This is a genomic window from Deltaproteobacteria bacterium (genome assembly GCA_029860075.1).
GTDB lineage: Bacteria > Desulfobacterota > JADFVX01 > JADFVX01 > JADFVX01 > JAOUBX01.
Genome location: JAOUBX010000073.1, coordinates 1 through 22,535, shown reverse-complemented (window position 1 = coordinate 22,535; position 22,535 = coordinate 1). Strand labels below are relative to the sequence as shown.

Here is a 22,535-nt window from a genome sequence, read left to right as displayed (position 1 = left end):
TGCCTGCACGATGGGAAGCAGGGAGTAGGTCGCCAATGCAGGCGCCTCGTCTATCTTTGTCCATAATATCTTTTCTTTTGCCATTGCTTTTTCCTCACTTATTTTTTTTAGATAAGATAAATTAGCCTTTCAAAACCCCGTCTTTTCAACCAAAGGATATAATTCATTATCTTCCCTCGCTATTCTTTTAGCAAGAGCATCAAACACCCCTTTCGTCTCACTGATGAATTCTTCGGGATTTACCTTTATCACATTGCTACAGGTCCATTTTTCCCTGTAGTCATGGATTATTGTCGCAATCCCTCCCATTTCATCGGAAAAATCACGGGCATTTCTTCTGACTGCTTCGCTTTTATGCTCCAAAAGGTCAGGATAAAGGTGCTTATCTTCCATCATGAGATGGAAATTAAGCTTACCAAGCAGGGCGGATAGAAGCCGGCCTATTTCATCCGACTTTTCCGAAACAGTACTGACGTAAAGCATAGCAGAAACTTCACCTGCTATTTTAAGAAGCTCCTCATGGGCCCTTTTAAGATCATCAATTCTGCTCATCCCCACCCCTTAAACAGTTAAAATCAAGCAGCAATAGAAGCCTTGGCGTAAGAGAGTGAACCACCGGCCTGTATAACTTGAATGGCCCTTGGATCGAGAGTATGAGTTACCTTATAGCTCTCACCCCTGGTCTTATTCTTCAGCGTAAGTGTCTTCTTGATGCTTTTTACATTAAGCTCGAGAACATCACCCTGGTCAATCTTGTCATAATCACCTTCCTCAACAAAGGTAAGAGGAATAATACCGAAGTTAATAAGATTGGCAAGGTGGATACGTGCGAATGACTTGGTAATAACCGCCTTGACACCGAGGTACATAGGAGCGAGTGCTGCATGCTCTCTTGAAGAACCCTGACCATAGTTGGCGCCGCCAACAACAAATCCGCCGCCCTTTTCCTTTGCTCTTACAGGGAACTCAGGATCGACAACTTCAAAAACATGCTCGGAAATTTTAGGAACATTCGACCTGAGTGGGAGAATCTTGGCGCCTGCAGGCATAATGTGGTCGGTAGTAATATTGTCACCGGCCTTGAGGAGCACTTCACCGGAAAGGGTTTCAGGAAGCGCTTCCTTTGATGGACAGGGAGCAATATTGGGTCCGCGAAGAACTTCAACCTTCGATCCATCTTCTGCCGGAGGAATGATGAGGTTGTCATCAACGAGAAACTTTTTAGGTATTTTAACTTCCGGATAATCACCAAGCTTTCTTGGATCACTGATCTCACCGGTAATAGCTGCTGCAATAGCAACTTCGGGAGATACGAGGTGAACCTGGGCGCTTTTCGTACCGGAACGGCCGAGGAAGTTTCTGTTGAAAGTTCTAAGTGATACGGCATCGGTAGAAGGCGACTGCCCCATACCGATACAGGGTCCGCAGGTAGACTCAAGAATCCTTGCGCCCGCCGCTACGAGATCAGCCAGCGCACCGTTGAGCGAGAGCATGTTCATTACCTGCTTGGAACCGGGAGAAATGGCAAGACTCACATTAGGGTGAACAGTCTTACCCTTCAAAGCGCCGGCGACAGTCATGAGGTCCCTGTAGGATGAGTTTGTACATGAACCGATGGCAACCTGCTGAACGGCTGTGCCCTCAAGTTCGGAAAGCTTTACAACATTATCAGGCATATGAGGCTTGGCAATCATGGGCTCAAGCGTATCCAGATCGATTTCAACTGTTTTATCGTAAGTGGCAGAAGGGTCTGCCTTAAGCCGGGACCAGTCCTCAACTCTACCCTGGGCCTTCATGAATTGCTTGGTTACATTGTCGCTCGGGAAGATGGAAGTCGTTGCGCCCAGTTCAGCGCCCATGTTAGTAATGGTTGCCCTTTCAGGTACGGTCAGAGACTCAACGCCTTCACCGGTGTACTCATAAACCTTGTTTACCCCACCTTTCACAGTTTCCCTTCTAAGGAGTTCAAGAATAACGTCCTTTGCAGAAACCCAGGGCTGAAGTTTTCCTGTCAGTTTTACTTCAACAACTTCAGGCATAGTAATGCGGAAGGGCTGTCCTGCCATGGCGAGAGCAACATCAAGCCCACCGGCGCCCATAGCCATCATACCGATTCCACCACCCGTCGGCGTATGCGAATCCGATCCAAGAAGTGTCTTGCCCGGTGCGCCGAACCTTTCAAGGTGAACCTGATGACAGATACCGTTACCGGGCCTTGAAAAATAAACACCGTGCCTGGAAGCAACAGACTGTAGATACCTGTGGTCATCGGCATTTTCAAAGCCCGTCTGAAGTGTATTATGGTCTACATAACTTACAGACAGTTCAGTTTTCACCCTGTCAATACCCATAGCTTCAAACTGAAGATAGGCCATTGTACCTGTCGCATCCTGTGTCAGAGTCTGATCGATTTTCACGGCAACAGTATTGCCCTTCTTCATCCTTCCCTCTACGAGATGCTTTTTAATAATTTTCTGCGTTGCATTCAATCCCATATATACCACTCCTTGCTTTTTTATAAAATTTATTTTATAAAACTTTAAAAAACTCCAATTTTTAACCAAAACAGAGCTAAAAGTCAAGCATTTTACTGCAAAAAAAAGAAAAAAGGACCTTTTCCCTCCACTATGAGGGAACAAGTAGTAGTAATATCTACACTTTCCTATCTAAGCCCAACTCTCCAAGTATATTTAGAACATCATCATATTCACTTGCAGATATAGCTCTGTTAATCTCCGGGAATTTATCAGCCCTGTAGCAAGGGCGATACTGATCCATAATATTGACATAACTGTTTTTTGAAATTTCATCAGCAATGAAGCTGAGCACTTCACCACTTCCGGCAACACCTCCCGGCATAACAAGGTGCCTGATAAGCAATCCCCTTTTTGCAATACCCCTGTCATCAATCACCAGGTCTCCCACCTGCCGGTGCATCTCCTTCAAGACTTCCTTTGCCACAGCAAAGTAGCCTGGCGCTTTCGAGTATTTTTCTGCATGTTTATCATCAGAGTATTTAATATCAGGCATATAAATATCGACAATCCCATCAAGAAGCCTGATAACTTCAATCGATTCATAACCGCCGCAATTCCAGACGATGGGGAGTTGCAGGCCACCTTCTATTGCAAGGGGGAGGGCTGATACAATCTGGGGAGCATAGTGAGTCGGTGTGACAAAGTTTATATTGTGGCAGCCCATGGTCTGAAGTTTAACCATAAGTTGGGCAAACGCTTCGACAGTGACACTTTGCCCTTCACCAAGATGGCTAATCTCAAAATTCTGACAAAAAATGCACCTGAGGTTACAGTGTGTAAGAAAAATGGTGCCCGAACCGCCCCAACCGACAAGTGGCGGCTCCTCACCGAAATGAGGGAAGGCACTGGAGATCTCCAGATCCATGCCAGACCTGCAGACGCCTTTTTCCCCACCAGTCCTGTCGATCTTGCACTCCCTTGGGCAGAGCTTGCAGTCGCGAAGGAGTTCCATGAGGGATTCGATCCTGCCCTGGAGTTCCCCGCTTCTGTAAAGTTCCATGTAGGATGGATAATTAAGCATGGCTATCGACAGTCAAAGTTTGCAGGAAATTTTCCTTAGTCCAAAACAGAGGATCAGTATCCTTGCTGACAGATTAATTATACAGGAATAAATGGTAAATAATCTATGGCCGGAGATCGTAGCCTTACCTGAACCTTAAAAGGGGCTGTTTTCCTTCCTGTTAAAAGGCAGCCGAGTGGAGCTTTTATCTGTGGAAATAAGGGTTTACACTGTTTGAGCGAAGCGAGATTTAGCAACATAGAATTAACTAAAATAAAAAAGCTATTCCCTTTTATAGAAAGGAAATAGCTTGATTGAAAGGTTTAATCTGATGATTTTTTTCCTCTGCCTTTTAGCGAGAAAAATATTTAATTTATTTTCGCCAGTTCCTGGCCGTTAGTAATATGCTCACCCTCGGAAACTTCAATGGCCGTCAAAGTCCCTGCCTTTGGAGCTGCAACGGGGACTTCCATTTTCATTGCCTCAAGAATAAGGATAGATTCGCCTTCATCAACAGAATCGCCTGCCTTCTTGAGAATCTTCCAAACAACCCCCGGCATCTGGGCATTAACCGCCACTCCTTCAGCCTGAGCTGCTTCTGCCGCCGCCGGCGTATGAGGACCATGTTCATCTTTACGAATACCGACGTCAAAAACCTTACCATTTACGGTAACCTTGTCGTCTTCAAGTGACATTAGATGGTCAGTTCCATCAACGGTAATGACAAAGTCACCGTGGTCCGCCATGTCACCCAGGGCATGTTCCTGCTCATTGTCGACCTTGCGAACACCGATTTCACCATCACCTTTAAGGAACTTTATTCCTTTTTCCTTACAGGTCGCTATGATAAAAATATTTTCCTGCGTCTCTTCCAGCCCTTCTTTTCTTAAAATTTCAACGGCATGCTTAATACTTTTCGTTTCATCCTTATCGTTAATTTCAAGGGGAGGTCTTGTTGTTGGATTAAGATTAAGCTGTTCCGATGCAATTTTCATCACTTCCGGATCGGGTGGAACAGGGGTTTTTCCAAAATAGCCGAGAACCATTTTGCCGTAAGGCTCAGCAATCTTTTCCCAGGGACCGAACATGACATTATTAAAAGCCTGCTGGAAGTAAAATTGAGAAACAGGTGTAACGGATGATCCGAAACCACCTTTACGGACACATTCGCTCATCGCTTTGATCATGTCGGGATATTTGTCCATAATACCGTTATCGCGAAGCATCTGGGTATTGGCTGTCAGTGCACCACCCGGCATGGGGCTCCAGGGGATAAGCGGCTCAACGGCCAGGGCCTCAGGGGGCAGGAAGTAATCCTGCATACAGTCCTTGAAAACTTCCGACGCTTCACGAACCTTTTCGATATCGACATCGAGTTCATATTCCGAGCCTCTGAGAGCATGCCACATGACAAGTACGTCAGGCTGGCAGGTTCCACCCGAGCAAGGGGCGAGAGAAAGATCGATAAGATCGACACCGGCCTCCAGCGCCGCAATATAGGCACTTACACCGGTACCTGCCGTTTGATGAGTGTGGAAGTGAAGTGTCGTATCGGCTGAAACCATCTTCCGTGCACGTTTAATCGTTTTATAAACTTTTGACGGTGCGGCAGTTCCTGAGGCATCTTTAAAACAAATGGAGTCAAAGGGAATATCAGAATCGAGAATCTGCTGCAAGACAGACTCATAATATTCAGGTGTATGAGACCCTGTGCAACCGGGAGGGAGCTCCATGAGAGTGACACAAATTTGATGCTTCAAGCCTGCTTCGGCAATACATTTACCACTGTAGTCGAGATTGTTTATATCATTCAGGGCGTCAAAGTTACGGATCGTTGTAATGCCATGTTTTTTGAAGAGCTCGGCATGAAGTTTGACAATCTCACTGGAAGCTGATTCAAGACCGACAACGTTAACACCACGGGCAAGGGTCTGAAGTTCTGCATCGGGGCCGGCCACTTCACGGAAACGATCCATCATAGCGAAGGCATCTTCATTACAATAGAAGTAAAGCGACTGAAAACGTGCGCCGCCTCCCGCCTCAAAATATCTGATTCCCGCATCGCGGGCCGCTTCAACAGCGGGCATAAAGTCTTCCGTATAGGCACGTGCCCCATAGGCCGATTGAAGGCCGTCCCTGAAGGCTGTACACATAAACTTAACTTTTTTTCTCATAGCTACCCTTATATTGTTTTAAATTAATTTGTAAACTCTAATTAACCAGAACGGACCAAAGAATACCGGCTCCAATGGCAGAACCGAGTACACCTGCCACATTTGGTGCCATGGCATGCATCAAAAGGAAATTATGTGGATCTTCCTTCTGACCCACCGCCTGAACAACCCTGGCTGAATCGGGTACGGCCGAGACACCTGCCGCACCAACCAGTGGATTGATTTTTTCCTTTAGAAATAAATTCATAAACTTGGCAAATAAAACCCCTCCTGCTGTTGCAACTATAAAAGAAAGTGCACCAAGTCCAAAGATGAGTAAGGATTGAGGCGTCAGGAAGGTCTGTGCCTGTGTACTTGCTCCCACAGAAAAACCGAGTAAAATGGTAACAATGTCAATCATTGCATTTCTGGCCGTATTGGCAAGACGTTCAGTAACGCAGCTTTCTTTTAATAGATTACCGAAAAAGAGCATACCAATAAGAACAATCGCCCCGGGTGCAATAAAGGATGCAATCAAAAAGGCCGCAATGGGAAATATGATTTTTTCCCTCTGGGAAACAAACCTGGGTGGCGGCATGCGAATTAAACGCTCTTCACGGGTTGTTAATAATTTCATAACAGGCGGCTGAAGAACCGGTACCAGTGCCATGTATGAATAAGCGGCTATGGCAATGGAGCCCAAAAGATGGGGAGCCAGTTTGGATGACAGGAAGATTGCCGTTGGTCCGTCTGCCCCGCCGATAATACCGATGGCTCCCGATTCCGCGGGAGAGAAACCGAGGAAAAGGGCACCTAACAGGGTCAGAAAGATACCGATCTGGGCAGCAGCACCGAGTAAAACAAGCTTTGGATTTGAGAGCATGGTCGAAAAATCGGTCATTGCACCGATACCAAGAAAGATGAGGGGTGGGAAAATCCCCTGGCTGACGCCAAAATAGATATACCTTAGGACACTCCCTTCATCATACACACTAAGACCCATCCCGGGTATGGGTGGAATATTGCCCACAATAACGCCAAATCCGATCGGTACCAGGAGTAAGGGCTCATAGTCTTTTCTTATTGCCAGGGTAACAAAGATAATACCGATGATGATCATGATGAAATTTCCCATGGTCATCGTGGCAAATGCAGTCGTTCCTAAAAATTGTAAAAATATATCCACCTGAATTCCTCATTTTTTTAAGGTAAAAGATGTGCTTTTCCAACTTACCTTTATTTTTTTGGTAATGTTCCTGTTTTCTTGCAATAAAGCGCATAACCAATAGCTGCCAGGATGGGAGTATGATCTTCTTCCTTTTTTACTGCAGCTCCATGATGGTGTTGTTCGGGAAATAGTTTTTCCAGGGCGGGGAGTAGTTTCGGAAGCATAGAGATAAAAAGAGAGATGAGAATCAGCGCTGAAAAAACGATTAACATACCAGTGATGGAGATACCGATACCGTTTCCTGCAATTATGTTGTCATAACTCATATTAAGTTTGTTCATTGTTTTCTTCCCGCTTTTTACTTAAGATTGAAAAGTACAAAGGGGTGATTTTAATAAATAGTGACGGCAGGGGCAAGGAAAAAAGACATTTTCACCTCGAAAGGAGGATTTTAAGCCCCTCCAGTCAACCTGGAATCAGCAAAAGAAAAATAAATTCTTTTGACTACATGCCCTGGCTGTGCTATAAAGTATAAGTCCTTGTAAAATATATTGATTTATCATCTGTATTGACCCTATGAGTCTTCGCCTTGAAATATAGGAATCCCATCCCTACTGTCGACATCATCATTGAACTGCAAACAGGCTATATCGTTCTTATAAAAAGGAAAAATCCTCCTTTCGGATGGGCCATACCAGGTGGATTTGTCGATTACGGTGAATCGCTGGAAGATGCCGCAGTGAGAGAAGCAAAGGAAGAAACCTCACTTGACGTTGAACTTGTTAGGCAGATGCATACCTATTCTGATCCTTCAAGAGATCCCAGGCAGCACACAATAAGCACCGCTTTTATCGGCAAGGCTACCGGCAAACCTGCAGCTCGGGATGATGCCCTTGAGGTGGGCCTCTTTAAGGAAAGCAGCCTTCCCGGAGACATTGCTTTTGATCACAGAAAAATATTAGAGGATTATTTCAGATGGAAGAAAGGCCACTGAAAGAGGAAGAGAAGAGGGCGCTCCTTGCCATTGCAAGAAAGGCCGTCATTGATAAAGTCGAGGGAAAAGAGGAAACACCCTCCCGTAAGTTGCCCGGACTTGAGCGTAAAGGGGGGGCCTTCGTTACCCTTCATAAAAAAGGAGAACTCCGTGGCTGCATCGGTATTTTTGAATCCGGCCTTCCCCTTTATAAAACGATAGCCGCTATGGCAGTAAGCGCTGCCTTCAAGGATCCCAGGTTTTCGCCCTTACAATCCTGTGAACTTGAGGACATAGATTTCGAAATTTCAGTCCTTTCTCCACTGAGGGAGACAAAAGATATTGGAGAAATTGAAATCGGCAGGCACGGTATCTACGTAACAAAGGGGGGCTACAGGGGGGTACTCCTGCCCCAGGTAGCTGTAGAGTATGGCTGGGATGTGGAAACCTTTCTCTCTCGTACCTGTATAAAAGCGGGACTCTCGGGAGATGAATGGAAAAGAGGGGTTAAAATAGAAATTTTTTCCGCCCAGATTTTCGCAGAGAAGGCCATTAAGGAATGATAAAGAAGAAAAACCTGACATATTTGACTGCTTTTATTGCCACCGCCGCTATTCTGTACCATTGTAATGCAGTATGGGCAAGGAACTCTGAAAAAGAAGGGGAAAAAGCAGAAATTTGCGGCACGAAAATATTCAGCATTATGCCAAGCCAGGGGGAACCCTCAACGCCGGTCAAGATGTATGTAGAGCATTTTGTGCAGGGAGGCAGTCTTTACATTGACGAAAAGAAGGTCCCCTATAACTATGTCGAGGAAGGACTGATATCTTTCGGTATTCCTAAACTGGCGGCCGGAAATTACCCGCTCTACCTGAATGGAAAAAAGCGCTGCAAAAGCAATGTTCTGGCATTAAAAGTCAAAGAGTCTCGCCCTGTCATCTCCTCTCTTTTGCCTGCCCGGATCTATTACTGCACAGCCTCTGCCAACAGGATTGTTCTCCTTAAGGGAGACAATTTTACAGAGAAAACACGAATTTTATTTGACGACATTGTTGTTGGAAGCACTTTTATCAGCAGTAAAGAGATGGAAATAAAAATTCCCCAGGCAAAAAGCGGACTCCACCATATTAAAGCTGTCAATATGGGAGGGAATGCGTCTTTTGCTCACAATTTTTATATTGAGGGGATACCCGTCATTTATGATATTTCAATGGGCATAAAATATGACGGCCACTATGAACTGGTCATCGAGGGAGAAAATTTCCTCTGGGGCGCCTTGCCCCTCGTCAACGGAAAAGAAATCAAGGGAGATATCACCTACAAAGGATGCAACCTGCTGGTCTATGACAGGACCCCCCTGTCGGACTCTCCTGCGGAATTATCATTACAGGTTAGCAATCCCGACGGAAAGAAGAGCAATATCTTCTATTTGTCAATACCATAAAACAACTAAACAAGAAGAAGAGGATTTAATGAAGAGCGCAATGCTTATTAACGCAAAACACCACGAGGAAACAAGAGTGGCCATCGTTGAAGAAGAGGTTTTGCAGGAGCTTGAGGTAGAATACTCAAGCAAAGAACTATTAAAGGGAAATGTATACAAAGGTGTCATCACCAAAATACAACCCTCCATTCATGCCATATTTGTAGATTTCGGAGGAAGCAAGCATGGTTTTCTCCCTTTTAGCGAGGTCCACCCTTCCCTTTATGGCAGGGACAGCTATGTTGAGGGAGAATCGAAAAGCCCAAAGCCAACCATAGAAAAAGTTATGAAAGCGGGGCAATCATTAACAATCCAGGTCGTAAAAGATGAGAGAGACTCGAAAGGGGCCTACCTTACAACCTATCTCTCTATCGCAGGCCGGTACCTGGTCCTTATGCCCGGCTCAAAAAAGGGGGGGGTATCAAGAAAGATCGAAGACGAAAAGGAGAGGACCAAGCTCAAAGAGATCCTTTCCCAGCTTAAACTCCCCGAAGATATGAGTGTCATTATCAGAACGGCAGGTATGGGCCGGTCTAAACCCGATCTGAAACGTGACCTTAACAACCTGCTCAAGATGTGGAATATCATCAAGGGCAAGGCAAAAAGCACCAAAGCCCCTTCATCAATCTACCGTGAAAGCGACCTTGTTTTACGCAGCATAAGGGATTATTTCACTACCGATGTTAAAGAAGTTCTTATTGACAACCTGGATGCCTACAAAAAAGCAAAAGACTTCATGAAAATCATGATGCCCAGGAGCCAGTCAAAGGTAAAGCTCTACCAGGAGAATATCCCCCTTTTTTCAAGGTTCAACCTGGAAGCACAGATAGAATCGATTTACAACAACCGTGTCCCCCTTAAATCAGGAGGCAGCATTGTTATCGATCCGACAGAGGCCCTTGTTTCTATTGACGTCAATTCGGGAAAATCCAAATCTGAAAAAAATATTGAAGATACGGCTTTCAAAACAAACATGGAGGCAGCCGCAGAGGTTGCAAGACAGTTAAGACTAAGAGATCTGGGTGGTCTCATCGTCATTGACTTTATCGATATGAAACAAAAAAAGCATATCATAGAAGTTGAAAAGACATTAAAGACAGATCTTAAAAGAGACAAGGCCAGAATATCGCTTAACAGAATATCCAAGTTCGGCCTCCTTGAAATGTCGAGACAGAGAATCAAAAGTTCTCTCATTGAAAGAAGCTTTGTCGATTGCCCCCATTGCGGTGGAAGCGGAACAATCAAGTCCATCGAGAGCAACGCTGTTTACCTGCTGAGAAAGATCCATGAATCGGCGGCCGGAAGAAATGTGGAAAAAGTAGACATCCTTCTTCCCTCGGAAGTAGCCAACTACCTCCAGAACAGAAAAAGGCAGGAACTCCTTAAAATCGAAAAAGATTGCAAAATAAAGATTGAAATCACAGGACAGTCAGGCATCCCCGTCAACAGTTATAACCTGGAAATCAGCAGAAAGGAAGTCCCGGCCGAACCGGAAAAAGAAGCGCCTGTAAAAATGGAAGAAGCCGGGAAAAAAGAAAGTAAACCAAGAAAACGGCCAAGACCGAGAAGACGGCCCACGTCTCTAAAGAAGAGAGAAAAACCGGCTGGGGAAGAAGAGAAGGCCGCCACTTCGAATCCGGAAAGCAGCGCTGCCGGAAAAGAAGAAGAAAACAAAGGACTTATCGGAAGAATACGGTCTGTAATAAAGGGGGAATAAAAAGTTTAAATAATTACGAAAATTGGCGGGAGAGAAGGATCAGCGAAAAAGATTATATTTTATAATGGCCCTTAAGGCGGAAAAGCCGTCTCTCCAGCCTATTTTTTTACCCTCACTATACCGTCTGCCGTAGTAAGAAATACCAACCTCAAAGATCCTGATATTCATTTTAGCCAGCTTAGCCGTTATTTCCGGCTCAAAACCAAAGCGATTTTCTTCAATCTTCATTTTCTGGAGAAGCTCTTTCCTGAAAACCTTGTAGCATGTTTCCATGTCCGTCAGGTTCAGATTGGTAAACATATTTGAAAGGAGCGTGAGAAAGCGGTTACCCACCATATGCCAGAAATAGAGGACGCGGTGCACTTCACCGCCGACAAAGCGCGAACCGAAAACAGCGTCGGCCCTGTCTTCCAGAATTGGTTTTATAAGGCGGGGATATTCCCGGGGATCGTATTCGAGATCGGCATCCTGGATGATCACAATGTTATTGGCAACGGCCTTGAACCCCGTTCTAAGCGCTGCGCCCTTGCCCATATTCCTGTCGTGGAAGAGGACCTTATGCTTTCCTTTTTTTTCGATCTCCCTTAATATTTCCCTTGTTCCATCAGCAGAAAAATCATCGACAATAATGATTTCCTTATCGACAGGAACAGCCTCAACACTCCTGATTATCGCTTCAATGGTATTTTTCTCGTTAAAAACCGGAATGACGACACTAATCATTGATCACCCCTTTGAGGGAAGTGGAGGTAAAATAAAAATAACAGTGGATCAGCGCCTGACGATTCTCCTGCCGCCTTTTGCGCCCCTGGAGCCGGCCTGGATTCTCATACTCATAGGTACCGTTTCGAGATGGAACTGATACCAGAGTTCACCAAAACTTTTCATCTTCATCTTGGCATTATTCTGAAGTGCCCTTAAGTTTGAAGCCGTCCTCTCATCATCTTTTACTTTTTTTACAGCCCTGTTCAATACGTCAATGGCCTTGTCCCGTTCACCATTTTTGCTCAGGCAGTAAGCATAGAGATTCCACATTAAAGGCTCTTTTGCATTGGACTTGACCCCTTTTTCAAAGGTGGCGGACATTTTACCGAATTCTTTTTTTCTCATATATATGACAGCCAGCATTCCCATGGCAACCCAGTTTTTAGCCGATGATTTTTGAAGATTGGGCAGCGCTGCATTGAAATCTTTTTTAAGGTACTGAACCGTTCCTATCTGGGCCCTTACCTGAGAATCTATCATAAGCATCCACTTACTGTACTTAAGGGCCTCTTCCATCCCTTTAATGGCAATATCGAACTTGCCACCCTGTAGAATTTTCCCCGACGATTCCATAATATCGGTAACCTTGTTCATTATCCTTCTGCTCAAAACAAAGTTAAGCGTCAGGAAAAGAGCGATAGCGAAGATGGCGCTCCACACGTAGCCTGCGCCTAATACAAAATAGGTGACCAGGGCGAGAGCGACGGAAGATAAAACAGATATTGCCAGGTTAATCATTAATTTCTCCTTAAAAAAATGTAGGTTTTACTTATTGCTGTTTACTGCCTTTCAAAGCACAGCAAGCGCGTTTTCTATTCTGTCAAGTCCCTTTTCAATGACTTCCATGGATGTTGCATAAGAAAGGCGAATATATCCTTCAGCGCCGAATCCCTCGCCGGGGACTACGGCTACCCTGGCCTTTTCCAGCAAATAATCGGTCAGATCAACCGAACCTTTTATCTCTTTGCCGTCATATTTTTTCCCAAAAAAGGAAGAAATATTGGGGAATACGTAAAAAGCGCCCTGGGGAGCAGAACATGACACGTCCTCAATGGCATTTAGCCGGTCTACAATATAGCGCCTCCTTTTTTCAAACTGAACAAGCATTTTACCGACAGAGTCCTGCGGACCACTATAGGCTTCCATTGCCGCAACCTGGGCAATAGATGTCGGATTTGAAGTGCTCTGCCCCTGGATCTTGTTCATTGCCTTGATGATTTCACCATCACCGGCAACAAAACCGATTCTCCAACCTGTCATGGAGTAGGCCTTGGATACGCCATTTACAGTCATGGTGAGCTTTTTTATATCCTCTCCAAGCGTTGCAATACTGGTCGCCCTGAATCCATCGTAGGTAATCTTGTTATATATTTCATCGGAAATGACAAGGATATTTTTTTCTACGGCAATCCCGGCTATTTCCTTCAATTCGTCTTCGCTGTAGGCCGCGCCCGTCGGGTTGGATGGCGAGTTGATAACAACAGCCTTTGTTCTGTCTGTAATGGCTGCTTCAAGGCGGGCCGCCGACATTTTGAAACGGGCTTCCCCGGAACATTCGACAATAACAGGGGTTCCATCCGCCAGCAAAACCATGTCAGGGTAGGACACCCAGTAGGGAGCGGGAATAATGACTTCATCTCCCGCATTTATAATGGCCTGAAAAATATTGTAAAGCGTATGTTTTGCCCCGCATGAAACGAAAACTTCCGACCTGTCATATTTAAGACCTTCATTATGGGCAAGGTGATCAACAATGGCTTTTTTGAGATCGTCAGTTCCACCGACAGGTGTATACTTGGTAAAACCGGATCTAATGGAATTGATGGCTGCCTCCTTGATATTGTCAGGCGTATCAAAATCAGGCTCGCCGGCGCCGAAGCCGATAATATCAAGGCCCTGGCTTTTAAGGGCCTTGGCCTTGGCAGTAATTGTCAATGTAACTGATGGCTTAACCTTTTTAACCCTGTCCGAGAGAAAAGACATATCAACCTTCCTTACTTAAATTAAATTTTTCAATTAAGGCGCTTTTAACGGCAGGATGAACAAAACAGTCCACCTCTCCGCCAAGGCGGCATATCTCTTTTACAAACCTTGAACTGAGGTAGGTATACTGTTCACCGGTCATCATAAACATGGTCTCAAACTCGGAAGCAAGCTTCCTGTTCATGGAAGCCATCTGAAATTCGTATTCAAAATCGGAAATAGCTCTTAAACCTCTAAGTATAACATGCGCATGGTGCGCTTCAAGGTAGTTAATAAGAAGTCCGTCAAAGCTCTCCACACTGATACGGGGAGTATCCGAGGTAGCTTCCTTGATAAGAGCCACTCTTTCTTCAATATTAAAAAGTGTTTTTTTTGTCGAACTTATGGCAACGGCAACGATGACTTCATCAAAAACCTTAGCCGCTCTTTTCATTAAATCCAGGTGCCCCCTTGTAACGGGATCAAAGGTACCGGGATAGACAGCAATTTTGTTCACGAAGGATCTCCTGTAAAAAAACTCAAGGAGGTATCGCCGTACCTCCTTGTATCTTTCATATTAAGCTTTCCATAATTCTCGTTAATCTTCTCTTGCGACGCATACTCGGCAATGACAATCGCTCCCTTTGCCAGGCTGCTTTGCCCCAAACATGCCAGTGTTTCATGGGCCAGGCCCTGATTATAGGGAGGATCAAGAAAAATTATGTCAAAGGTTTTTCCTTTTTTCTCGAGAAGAGCAATGGCCTTGTCCGCTTCCAGAGGAATGACGCTGCTCTTCTCTTTCACTCTGCAAAGATCGATATTTTTCCTGATAACAGCAAGGGAGTTTTTATCCTTTTCAACAAAAACAGCCTCCCCCGCTCCCCGGCTAAGCGCTTCGATACCGAGATTTCCCGTACCTGCAAAAAAATCGGCAACGCTTATGCCATCTTCAAGGTATGAAGATATGATATTGAAAAGAGACTCCTTGATCCTGTCTGACGTAGGTCTTATATTTTTTCCTTTAAAGGAAATAAGTTTTTTCCCCCGAAGGGTACCGCCTATTACTCTCAAACCAGGAGCCTTGCACGCATTGATAAATCCAGCAGAATTGGGAAAAATAGCATATTTTACCTGCTACAGTCAAGATTTTGTGCTTATCTGGAGAAGCTTCGCTAACAAGCTATTGGCTTAAGAAATTCTTTGAAATGTGTTATTATTTCCAGCTTCACAGGATAAATCACATTAAAAGAGGACAATATTGAAAAAGATAACAATCATCGGCGGCGGCCTTGCCGGTTGTGAGGCAGCCTGGCAGGCAGCAAAGCGAGGCATGGATATAACACTCTATGAAATGAAGCCGAAAAAGCTCTCTCCCGCCCACAGCAGTGAAGGTCTGGCAGAACTCGTTTGCAGCAATTCACTCCGCTCAGACGATATCAATAATGCACCGGGCGTACTAAAAGAAGAGATGCGGCTCATGGGATCACTCCTCATGGAAGCTGCCCGCAAAACGGCCGTTCCGGCCGGATCGGCCCTTGCTGTAGACAGGACCCTCTTTTCCCGATATGTAACGGACAAGATAGAAGCTTGTAAAAACATAAAACTTGTTAGAGATGAGGTAAGCTCTATACCTGATGAAAAAGATGATGAGATTGTCATTATCGCCTCGGGGCCACTTACGTCAGATCCACTGTCTGAGGCTATTGCCTCTCTCATTGGTGAGGAATATCTCTATTTCTACGATGCAATCTCACCCATTATCGATGTTGAATCCATTAATTTCGATATTGCCTTCAGGCAGTCACGTTACGACAGGGGAGAAGCCGACTACATAAACTGCCCCCTCGATGAAAAGCAGTACCATGAATTTGTGGACGCGCTTTTACATGCAAAACAGGTAAAGACAAGGGATTTTGAAAAGGAAAAATTCTTTGAAGGATGCATGCCCATCGAAGTGATGGCAAAAAGAGGGCCCGAGACGCTTGCCTTCGGCCCCATGAAGCCCGTCGGCCTTAAGGACCCAAGGAGTGAAGAGAAGCCTTATGCCGTTTTGCAACTGAGACAGGAAGACAAGGAAGGAAGCATGTATAACATGGTCGGCTTCCAGACCAGGCTTGTCTACTCAGAGCAGAAAAGAATTTTCAGAATGATTCCGGGGCTCGAAAATGCCGGTTTTTTGCGCCTGGGAAGTATGCACAGAAATACCTACATCAACTCCCCCCTCTATCTGAAGCCCACATTGCAATTCAAATCAAGGGGGAACCTCTTCTTTGCCGGGCAGATATCGGGTGTCGAGGGCTACATTGAATCGGCAGCCATGGGGATTCTTGCCGGTATTAACGCCTCTTTTCTGGCTGAAGGAAAAGCGCCTGACCTTCCTCCTGCGCCAACAGCCGTGGGCGCCCTTGCCAGACATATTACCAACAGCGAGCCCAAATATTTTCAGCCTATGAATATTAATTTCGGTCTCTTTCCTCCCATTGAAAGAGGAAAGGGGAAAAAAGTAAAAAAGCAGGACAGGAAAGCGATTCATTCAAAGAGAGCCATTGAAGAGATGAAGGGGTGGCTGGAAACGATCAGATAAACTTTACTTTTTTATAACCACAAAGACACAAAGATCACAAAGAAAATATATTAAATTACTTTTAAAAAACAGGTAAAACCTGAAACATCCGGCATATCTAAATCATACCAGAAAACAAATCTGCTTTACTTTGTGCCCTTTGTGCCTTTGTGGCTCAAACACTACGCTAACTTCAGAGCCTGTCCACAAGACCGATCTCCTCAAACTTGCTTCTGTAAGAAAGATCCTCATCTTTGCCGATATGTTTCCTGATCCCTCTGTAGAGAGTAAGAAGGTGACTTTTTGTGCCTTCTCCCATACTGTGAATATAAGGAGAATTATCCTGACCACCTTTTCCCACGGAATGAAAAAAGAGAGAATTGAGTTCTGAAAATTCCATAAATATAGCTATTTCAAAGGCTCGTTTTACAGAAAGCCCCGGCGCTATTTCTTCAAGAAAAACCCTGTACGCAGAAAGAAGAGTTTCGATATTATCCACATCAAGGGTAGAAGCCTCTTTTTCAAGCTCTTCCTCATTGAGCGTTTTCTTTAACCTTTCCAGCGCCGCAGCATGATACTCTTCATGTATGCCAAGCGTATGCCATAGCCTTCTCACCTCTTCATCCTCAGTGTATTCTTCAAGCTTTCTGTATACACTCGATGTCATCAGTTCAAGTTCGATCTGTTTGTCTATCCTGTTTATTGCATCCATGATATCGCCCTCAAAGTCTGTTATCTTGTTCCCACTTTAGAGAATATGTAAAAAAGACAAAGGCTGCAACTGTAAAACACAGCATAAAAAGTGCCAAAGTTAACCTGGTGTCACGACATGAGTCCGTAACCATCGATATGCGCGCCGCATTCTGGGCAGGCCGACGAAGTAATACTGTTCTTCCTGATCATGTAGCCATAGCGCTCAATAAGCAATTCACCGCAGTTGTAACAAATGGTATTTTCGCCACCTTCACCGGGGATATTACCTTCGTAAACATACTTAAGACCGTGATTTAACCCAATATCCCTCGCTTTTCCAAGCGTTTCCACCGGTGTCCTGGGCACATCAAGCAGTTTGTACGTCGGATAAAAGGCCGTTACATGCCAGGGCGTTTCAGCGCCCAGTTCATTTTTTATAAAATCAGCAATATTTTCAAAGCTTTCATCGGAATCATTATAGCCGGGAATTACAAGGGTCGTCACCTCAAGCCATATACCCATCTTTTTTATCATCCTGAGCGAATCGAGAACAGGACCGAGCTTTGCGCCGCAAATCTTCTTATAGTGTTCTTCCGTAAATCCCTTAAGGTCTATATTGATGCCGTCAAGCCAGTCACTGCTCATTTGGAGCATCTCTTCCGTCATATAGCCGTTGGACACAAAAATATTTTTTATTCCTTCACTTTTAGCAAGTTGACCTGTATCACGGGCCAGTTCGAAAAAAATGGTCGGTTCCGTATAGGTATAGGCAATCGTTGCACAGTGATGGGCCTTTGCATCAGCCACGATTTCCTCAGGTGAAATCCTGCTCCCCATAATAACGCCCCCTTTTTCAGCAGGCATTTGTGAAATATCATAATTCTGGCAGTGGAGACACTTGAAATTGCATCCAACCGTCGCTATCGAATAGGACTTTGATCCGGGCAGAAAATTAAAAAGTGGCTTTTTCTCGATAGGATCCACGGCACAGGATATGACATGGTCATAAACCAGTGTATAGAGCGTACCTTCTTTATTTTCCCGCACACCACATATGCCGCGCTTCCCCGAAGATATCCTGCAATGGTGCTGGCATAGAAAGCAGTGGACTTTGCCTCCTTCCAGTTTTTCGTATAAGAGGGCTTCTTTCATAATTTAATAATAGCTTACAAAGATTTTTTTGCAAGACCTGGAATAGAAAGTTTTTTCATGGTTAAGTCACATTTTTATTTTCTGTAGACAAACAATCCCCTCCCCTTCAAGGAGAGGGGGGCAAATCCGTCTCTTCCTCTACAGAAAAGAACAAAAAGATTTGATCACTTTAAAGAACTTATGCTTTAATATAAATAACTTAAGAATTTTTTACAGGCTATTTTTTCCAATACTGCCTTGTCTTCCGGGGATTTTAGAAAGAGGGTGTTTTATATGAGATATTGTCCCGCTTGCGGTAAGGACGTTAACACTTATTCCTCTCTCCAGTTTGACCTCCAATCACCGGCAGAAGCCGAATGCTGTATCCATTGCGGCATGGCAATAAAGGACAGCAGTGAAGTCAATGAACCCCACATTGAAACAATTCTTCTGGCGGAAGACTCGATCATGATGAGGGAGGTGCTAAATGATATTTTTATGGAAAAGCGGATTGCTGAAAAAGTTGTACTTTGCAATAACGGAGCCGAATTTATAACAACCTTTACCAATATGCTTGTAGAAAAAAAGGGGGCTTCTCTTGTTGTACTCGATGTATCGATGCCCCTATTAAATGGGATTAATGCCGCCATCGCTCTCAGATCTATAGAAAAATCCTTTGTCGTAAATCCAGTGCCCATACTTTTTTTCACAGCCCACCTCTGTGATGATGCGTTTAAAAAAGTTCTCGCCTACTGCAAACCCGCCTACTATCTTAACAAGGGCGCAAAATCAAATCCCCGGGAACTGGCATCACGGATAAATGAAGTCATTAAGAAACTTGTTGCCGAAACACTATAGAAGAGTACACTTTTCAAAAACCGACCAAAAGCCCCATCCACCGATTACAAGCAGGCTTAGCCAAAAAAATATTGCGTTATTCCACTGACCCCAAATGTTACTTGATCAACAGTATAAAAATTCGCATAAATGATTAAAACTACTGGGAAATAAAATAACTAAACGACTATGCACTGAAAGTGCATAGTCGTTTAGTTAGCTTCTAACAAACTAATCTTAAAGGGTTTTATAGTATTTTGCCATATTTATTTGTGAAATGTCCGGGCTAATGCGGACCCGGTGTGCATGCATGCCCTGTGGGTGCCAGCTGGTGTGGGGGCTTGGGGGATTAATTCCCCCCGGCTGCCCAATTAGGTTCTGTGTCTTTTTTCGCAATAAAACATGAAGTAACAATAGACGCGTTGATTCTGGAACCGGTGCATGACATCCGGCAAATTTCTGACGAAGTAGACTTTTCCATCCATATCATTTGGTATGTTTGAATAGATTCTTGTCGAGAATGCCTGTGGTGAGTAATGCCGTGAAAACGGCACCTTATATTCATCATCCCTCCAGATCTTATGAGCTTCAGGGTCTATAATTACTTCTTTCTGGTCACAATAGGGGCTCGTGGCGTTGAAGTACGTAGCATCTAAATACAATGGGGTAATGAGATAACGACCATTTGGTCTCAATAATCTCGATGCTTCGCGAACGAACCGAATGTCTGCATTTCCCATGAAACATTCATAAGCGCAATGTAGTGCGAGTGTACTTGCAAAACCACTTGTAAGAGTTGTGCTTCCAGCATCAGCACCAATGTTATACCCATGTATGCCTTCAGGGTAGCTCATATCAAGACGGTATGATTTGATTTTTAGATGCTTTCTAAGAATATCAGCATATGGACTACCTGCGGCTGCAACATCAATACAAATGTCATCAGAAGACATATCTAAATATCGATAGCTGAGATAATGCTCAAGACATTTTTCTATGTAAACGTTTCCTGCGTTTTTGTAATATGAATCTACTTCGGGGTATTCCTCTAGCCATTTCTCAAAATCCAAGATGTTAATGGATATATCTTCGACAACCACCCCTGATTTACTAAGTTGTTCCCGCAAGTCCAGAAAATAGTTGTAATTTGCAAGAGGGGCTCTGCTCCGATCATGATAGGATTGCTTCTCCTCAGGAGAGCTGTTTGTGAACTCTATTAGCTGTGGTATCAAAGCCATTATTTTGGAGGCTTCCTGTTGAACCTCGGCCTTTACCACGTCACAAATGTATTCACGAAGTATTCTTTTTATTCTTTGGATTAACTGCATTGATCTCTTCCCCTTATTTTAGGTGCCGAACGACCCCACTCACGAGCGGGCGTATTATAATAGTTTCAATTCAAATCAGACGGGCGGCTAGCCTTTCTGTGTGCATTGCTGGTTCAAGGAATTGAGGGTGACCTTGCAGGTCGTCACAATCCTTATGGGTTAGAACCGTAAATTTATCTGAGGCCACCAATAATATAAGCTAATATTAACAAAAAAGAATTGTGCACAGCAAAACCAATATTGGTAACTCAAGTTTCGCACCCCTGTAATCGGAGATAAGTTATTGAAATAACTAAATAAAACCAGCAAAGCGGGTCCCTAAATAGTATAATTGTTTTTATTTTTCCCGAATAAAATCAAACACTTAAAAAGGAACCCGCTTATGAAGCATAGTATCACAAAATCACTGGTTAATGAATTTCAATCAACAAAGCTTTCTACTCAAATTAAAAAAACTTTCAGGTCATTAAATGTGGGTATAATAGCCAATAAAAGCCATATCAGAAAAGAACAGGGATTAAGCAGTATGGATATACTTTACCGTATTGTTCTTCTCCCTTTTTTTAAGGAGAAACTGACAGGGCTCTGGAAAGAGAGCTTTCTTCCTGACAACTTAAGGGATTCCGGTAAAGACACTTACTACCCTTTCCTTGCCAATCATCGGTACCACTGGCGTAAATTTATTAATCTTCTTGCTCTAAAGGTCATATCTAAACTTCAATCTTTTTCTTTATGGCACGAAAGAGTATTAATTCTGGATGATTCAACCTTACCCAAAAGAGGCAAACAAATTGAGCTTGTCTCCTGGGTCTATGACTCTGTTACCCAAAAAAGCACACTCGCCTTTAAAACACTTGTCCTTGGGTGGCATGATAGATTGAGTTTTATTCCCTTTGATTTTTCACTTGTCGCTTCTTCAAATAGATCAAACACCCATCTAAAGCCCCTTGATAATCGCACAATAGGTGCCGGAAGACGCCGGGAAGCATTAAAGTCAAAGACAGAACTGGCCCTTGATATGATCAAAAAAGCCCGCAACTCGGGTCTTGACGCTGGATTTGTACTTTTTGATTCCTGGTTTGCCTTCCCTTCCTTTATCAAGAAGGTCCACGATGCCGGTTACAATGTCATCTGCAAGCTCAAGAAACTCCCCAATATGCGATACCTCTACCAAGGAAGAGAGTACAACCTCAACGAGCTTTACAGAAAGTTTGCCAAAAACCGACTTGCATCGCTACCAACCCTTCCAGGCAAGTCAGTAGCCATCACTGTAATGACAAAGGAGAACCTCCCCGTAAAGATTCTCTTTTATCTTGATGGCAAACATAACGACTGGTGTGCTTTCTTATCCACCGTTCTTGAGATAGAAGAGGAAAAGATTCTTAAAACCTATGCCGGACGGTGGTCAATCGAACCTTTCTTTAAAGAATGCAAACAACATCTTCATCTTGGTAAAGAACAAAACCGGAACTTCGATAGTATCTTTGCGTCAACTGCACTGGCAATGGCAAGGTATCTCTTTCTTGCCTTCAATTCGCGCTTTGATAATGACCCCAGAACTCTGGGGGAACTGTTTAAAGCCTATCAGGTGGATTTACAGCAACTCTCTGCCTCTCAAACAGTGATGGCTCTCATTGCCGATGAAATCAATGCTTTGTCAAGAACACAAAAAACACCTGAAATGATCTGTTCACAAATTACGAAACTTGTTAATTCTATAAAATATTTTCTTACCTCACCGCTCAGACTCAATGAACCACTGGGGTGCAAAACTTGAGTTAATAACTTAAGATTTTTTTACAGGCTATTTTTTCCAATACTGCCTTGTCTTCCGGGGATTTTAGAAAGAGGGCGTTTTATATGAGATATTGTCCCGCTTGCGGTAAGGATGTTAACACTTATTCCTCTCTCCAGTTTGACCTCCAATCACCGGCAGAAGCCGAATGCTGTATCCATTGCGGCATGGCAATAAAGGACAGCAGTGAAGTCAATGAACCCCACATTGAAACGATTCTTCTGGCGGAAGACTCGATCATGATGAGGGAGGTGCTAAATGATATTTTTATGGAAAGCGGATTGCTGAAAAAGTTGTACTTTGCAATAACGGAGCCGAATTTATAACAACCTTTACCAATATGCTTGTAGAAAAAAAGGGGGCTTCTCTCGTTGTACTCGATGTATCAATGCCCCTATTAAATGGGATTAATGCCGCCATCGCTCTCAGA

Annotated in this window: 22 protein-coding genes; 8 read left to right on the top strand and 14 right to left on the bottom strand. The window is 44.0% G+C overall.

Translation table 11 applies throughout. The annotated features are described in order from the left end of the window. Positions 1-129: 129 nt before the first annotated feature. From OEV42_17465 to OEV42_17440, 6 genes are all read right to left on the bottom strand, one after another. The gene (locus OEV42_17465; protein ID MDH3976067.1) at positions 130-552 is read right to left on the bottom strand and encodes a hemerythrin domain-containing protein; all 423 of its coding nucleotides are present in this window, start codon (positions 550-552) and stop codon (positions 130-132) included. A 23-nt stretch (positions 553-575) separates the two neighbouring features. Next, positions 576-2,495 (bottom strand): aconitate hydratase, encoded by a 1,920-nt coding sequence (locus OEV42_17460; GenBank protein ID MDH3976066.1) that lies wholly within the window; start codon positions 2,493-2,495, stop codon positions 576-578. A 157-nt stretch (positions 2,496-2,652) separates the two neighbouring features. After that, positions 2,653-3,558: a radical SAM protein gene (locus OEV42_17455; GenBank protein MDH3976065.1), complete on the bottom strand. Its 906-nt coding sequence runs from the start codon at positions 3,556-3,558 to the stop codon at positions 2,653-2,655. A 347-nt stretch (positions 3,559-3,905) separates the two neighbouring features. Beyond that, positions 3,906-5,711 (bottom strand): biotin attachment protein, encoded by a 1,806-nt coding sequence (locus OEV42_17450; protein MDH3976064.1) that lies wholly within the window; start codon positions 5,709-5,711, stop codon positions 3,906-3,908. A 37-nt stretch (positions 5,712-5,748) separates the two neighbouring features. Continuing rightward, positions 5,749-6,876: a sodium ion-translocating decarboxylase subunit beta gene (locus OEV42_17445; GenBank protein MDH3976063.1), complete on the bottom strand. Its 1,128-nt coding sequence runs from the start codon at positions 6,874-6,876 to the stop codon at positions 5,749-5,751. A 50-nt stretch (positions 6,877-6,926) separates the two neighbouring features. Beyond that, positions 6,927-7,199, bottom strand: coding sequence for an OadG family protein (locus tag OEV42_17440; GenBank protein MDH3976062.1), 273 nt, complete (start codon positions 7,197-7,199; stop codon positions 6,927-6,929). Positions 7,200-7,447: 248 nt separating this feature from the next. On the opposite strand from OEV42_17440, the gene OEV42_17435 reads away from it, so the two are divergent. From OEV42_17435 to OEV42_17420, 4 genes are read left to right on the top strand one after another with little or no spacing between them, the layout of a single operon-like run. Beyond that, positions 7,448-7,852 (top strand): NUDIX hydrolase, encoded by a 405-nt coding sequence (locus OEV42_17435; protein ID MDH3976061.1) that lies wholly within the window; start codon positions 7,448-7,450, stop codon positions 7,850-7,852. Continuing rightward, the gene (gene amrA, locus OEV42_17430) at positions 7,834-8,394 is read left to right on the top strand and encodes an AmmeMemoRadiSam system protein A (GenBank protein MDH3976060.1); all 561 of its coding nucleotides are present in this window, start codon (positions 7,834-7,836) and stop codon (positions 8,392-8,394) included. The genes OEV42_17435 and amrA overlap by 19 nt, the downstream gene beginning before the upstream one ends. Continuing rightward, positions 8,391-9,275 (top strand): IPT/TIG domain-containing protein, encoded by an 885-nt coding sequence (locus tag OEV42_17425; GenBank protein ID MDH3976059.1) that lies wholly within the window; start codon positions 8,391-8,393, stop codon positions 9,273-9,275. The genes amrA and OEV42_17425 overlap by 4 nt, the downstream gene beginning before the upstream one ends. A gap of 28 nt (positions 9,276-9,303) precedes the next feature. Then, positions 9,304-11,031 (top strand): Rne/Rng family ribonuclease, encoded by a 1,728-nt coding sequence (locus tag OEV42_17420; GenBank protein ID MDH3976058.1) that lies wholly within the window; start codon positions 9,304-9,306, stop codon positions 11,029-11,031. 39 nt (positions 11,032-11,070) lie between these two features. On the opposite strand, the gene OEV42_17415 is transcribed toward OEV42_17420, so the two are convergent. The 5 genes from OEV42_17415 to rsmD are packed head-to-tail and all read right to left on the bottom strand — an operon-like array spanning position 11,071 to position 14,829. After that, entirely contained in the window at positions 11,071-11,754 is a 684-nt protein-coding gene (locus OEV42_17415; protein ID MDH3976057.1) for a glycosyltransferase family 2 protein, read from the bottom strand. A 48-nt stretch (positions 11,755-11,802) separates the two neighbouring features. Then, positions 11,803-12,534 (bottom strand): hypothetical protein, encoded by a 732-nt coding sequence (locus OEV42_17410; GenBank protein ID MDH3976056.1) that lies wholly within the window; start codon positions 12,532-12,534, stop codon positions 11,803-11,805. A gap of 51 nt (positions 12,535-12,585) precedes the next feature. Continuing rightward, positions 12,586-13,779, bottom strand: a complete 1,194-nt coding sequence (locus tag OEV42_17405) for a pyridoxal phosphate-dependent aminotransferase (GenBank protein ID MDH3976055.1) — start codon at positions 13,777-13,779, stop codon at positions 12,586-12,588. Between the two features lies 1 nt (position 13,780). After that, on the bottom strand, positions 13,781-14,275 hold the full coding sequence (gene coaD, locus OEV42_17400) for a pantetheine-phosphate adenylyltransferase (protein MDH3976054.1): 495 nt from the start codon (positions 14,273-14,275) through the stop codon (positions 13,781-13,783). Next, on the bottom strand, positions 14,272-14,829 hold the full coding sequence (rsmD, locus tag OEV42_17395; GenBank protein ID MDH3976053.1) for a 16S rRNA (guanine(966)-N(2))-methyltransferase RsmD: 558 nt from the start codon (positions 14,827-14,829) through the stop codon (positions 14,272-14,274). The genes coaD and rsmD overlap by 4 nt, the downstream gene beginning before the upstream one ends. A gap of 184 nt (positions 14,830-15,013) precedes the next feature. On the opposite strand from rsmD, the gene trmFO reads away from it, so the two are divergent. Then, entirely contained in the window at positions 15,014-16,342 is a 1,329-nt protein-coding gene (gene trmFO / locus OEV42_17390) for a methylenetetrahydrofolate--tRNA-(uracil(54)-C(5))-methyltransferase (FADH(2)-oxidizing) TrmFO (protein MDH3976052.1), read from the top strand. A gap of 172 nt (positions 16,343-16,514) precedes the next feature. On the opposite strand, the gene OEV42_17385 is transcribed toward trmFO, so the two are convergent. Further along, positions 16,515-17,033, bottom strand: coding sequence for a hypothetical protein (locus OEV42_17385; GenBank protein MDH3976051.1), 519 nt, complete (start codon positions 17,031-17,033; stop codon positions 16,515-16,517). A gap of 110 nt (positions 17,034-17,143) precedes the next feature. Continuing rightward, positions 17,144-18,166, bottom strand: a complete 1,023-nt coding sequence (amrS, locus tag OEV42_17380; GenBank protein MDH3976050.1) for an AmmeMemoRadiSam system radical SAM enzyme — start codon at positions 18,164-18,166, stop codon at positions 17,144-17,146. 273 nt (positions 18,167-18,439) lie between these two features. On the opposite strand from amrS, the gene OEV42_17375 reads away from it, so the two are divergent. Next, on the top strand, positions 18,440-19,003 hold the full coding sequence (locus OEV42_17375; protein ID MDH3976049.1) for a response regulator: 564 nt from the start codon (positions 18,440-18,442) through the stop codon (positions 19,001-19,003). A 350-nt stretch (positions 19,004-19,353) separates the two neighbouring features. Here the strand turns inward: OEV42_17375 and OEV42_17370 are convergent, their stop codons facing one another. Next, positions 19,354-20,310, bottom strand: a complete 957-nt coding sequence (locus OEV42_17370; protein MDH3976048.1) for a hypothetical protein — start codon at positions 20,308-20,310, stop codon at positions 19,354-19,356. A gap of 382 nt (positions 20,311-20,692) precedes the next feature. On the opposite strand from OEV42_17370, the gene OEV42_17365 reads away from it, so the two are divergent. Together OEV42_17365 and OEV42_17360 are read left to right on the top strand one after the other, a co-directional pair. Then, complete coding sequence (locus OEV42_17365; GenBank protein MDH3976047.1) at positions 20,693-22,087, top strand: transposase; 1,395 nt, start codon at positions 20,693-20,695, stop codon at positions 22,085-22,087. A gap of 83 nt (positions 22,088-22,170) precedes the next feature. Continuing rightward, positions 22,171-22,431, top strand: coding sequence for a hypothetical protein (locus tag OEV42_17360; protein ID MDH3976046.1), 261 nt, complete (start codon positions 22,171-22,173; stop codon positions 22,429-22,431). Positions 22,432-22,535 lie beyond the last annotated feature (104 nt).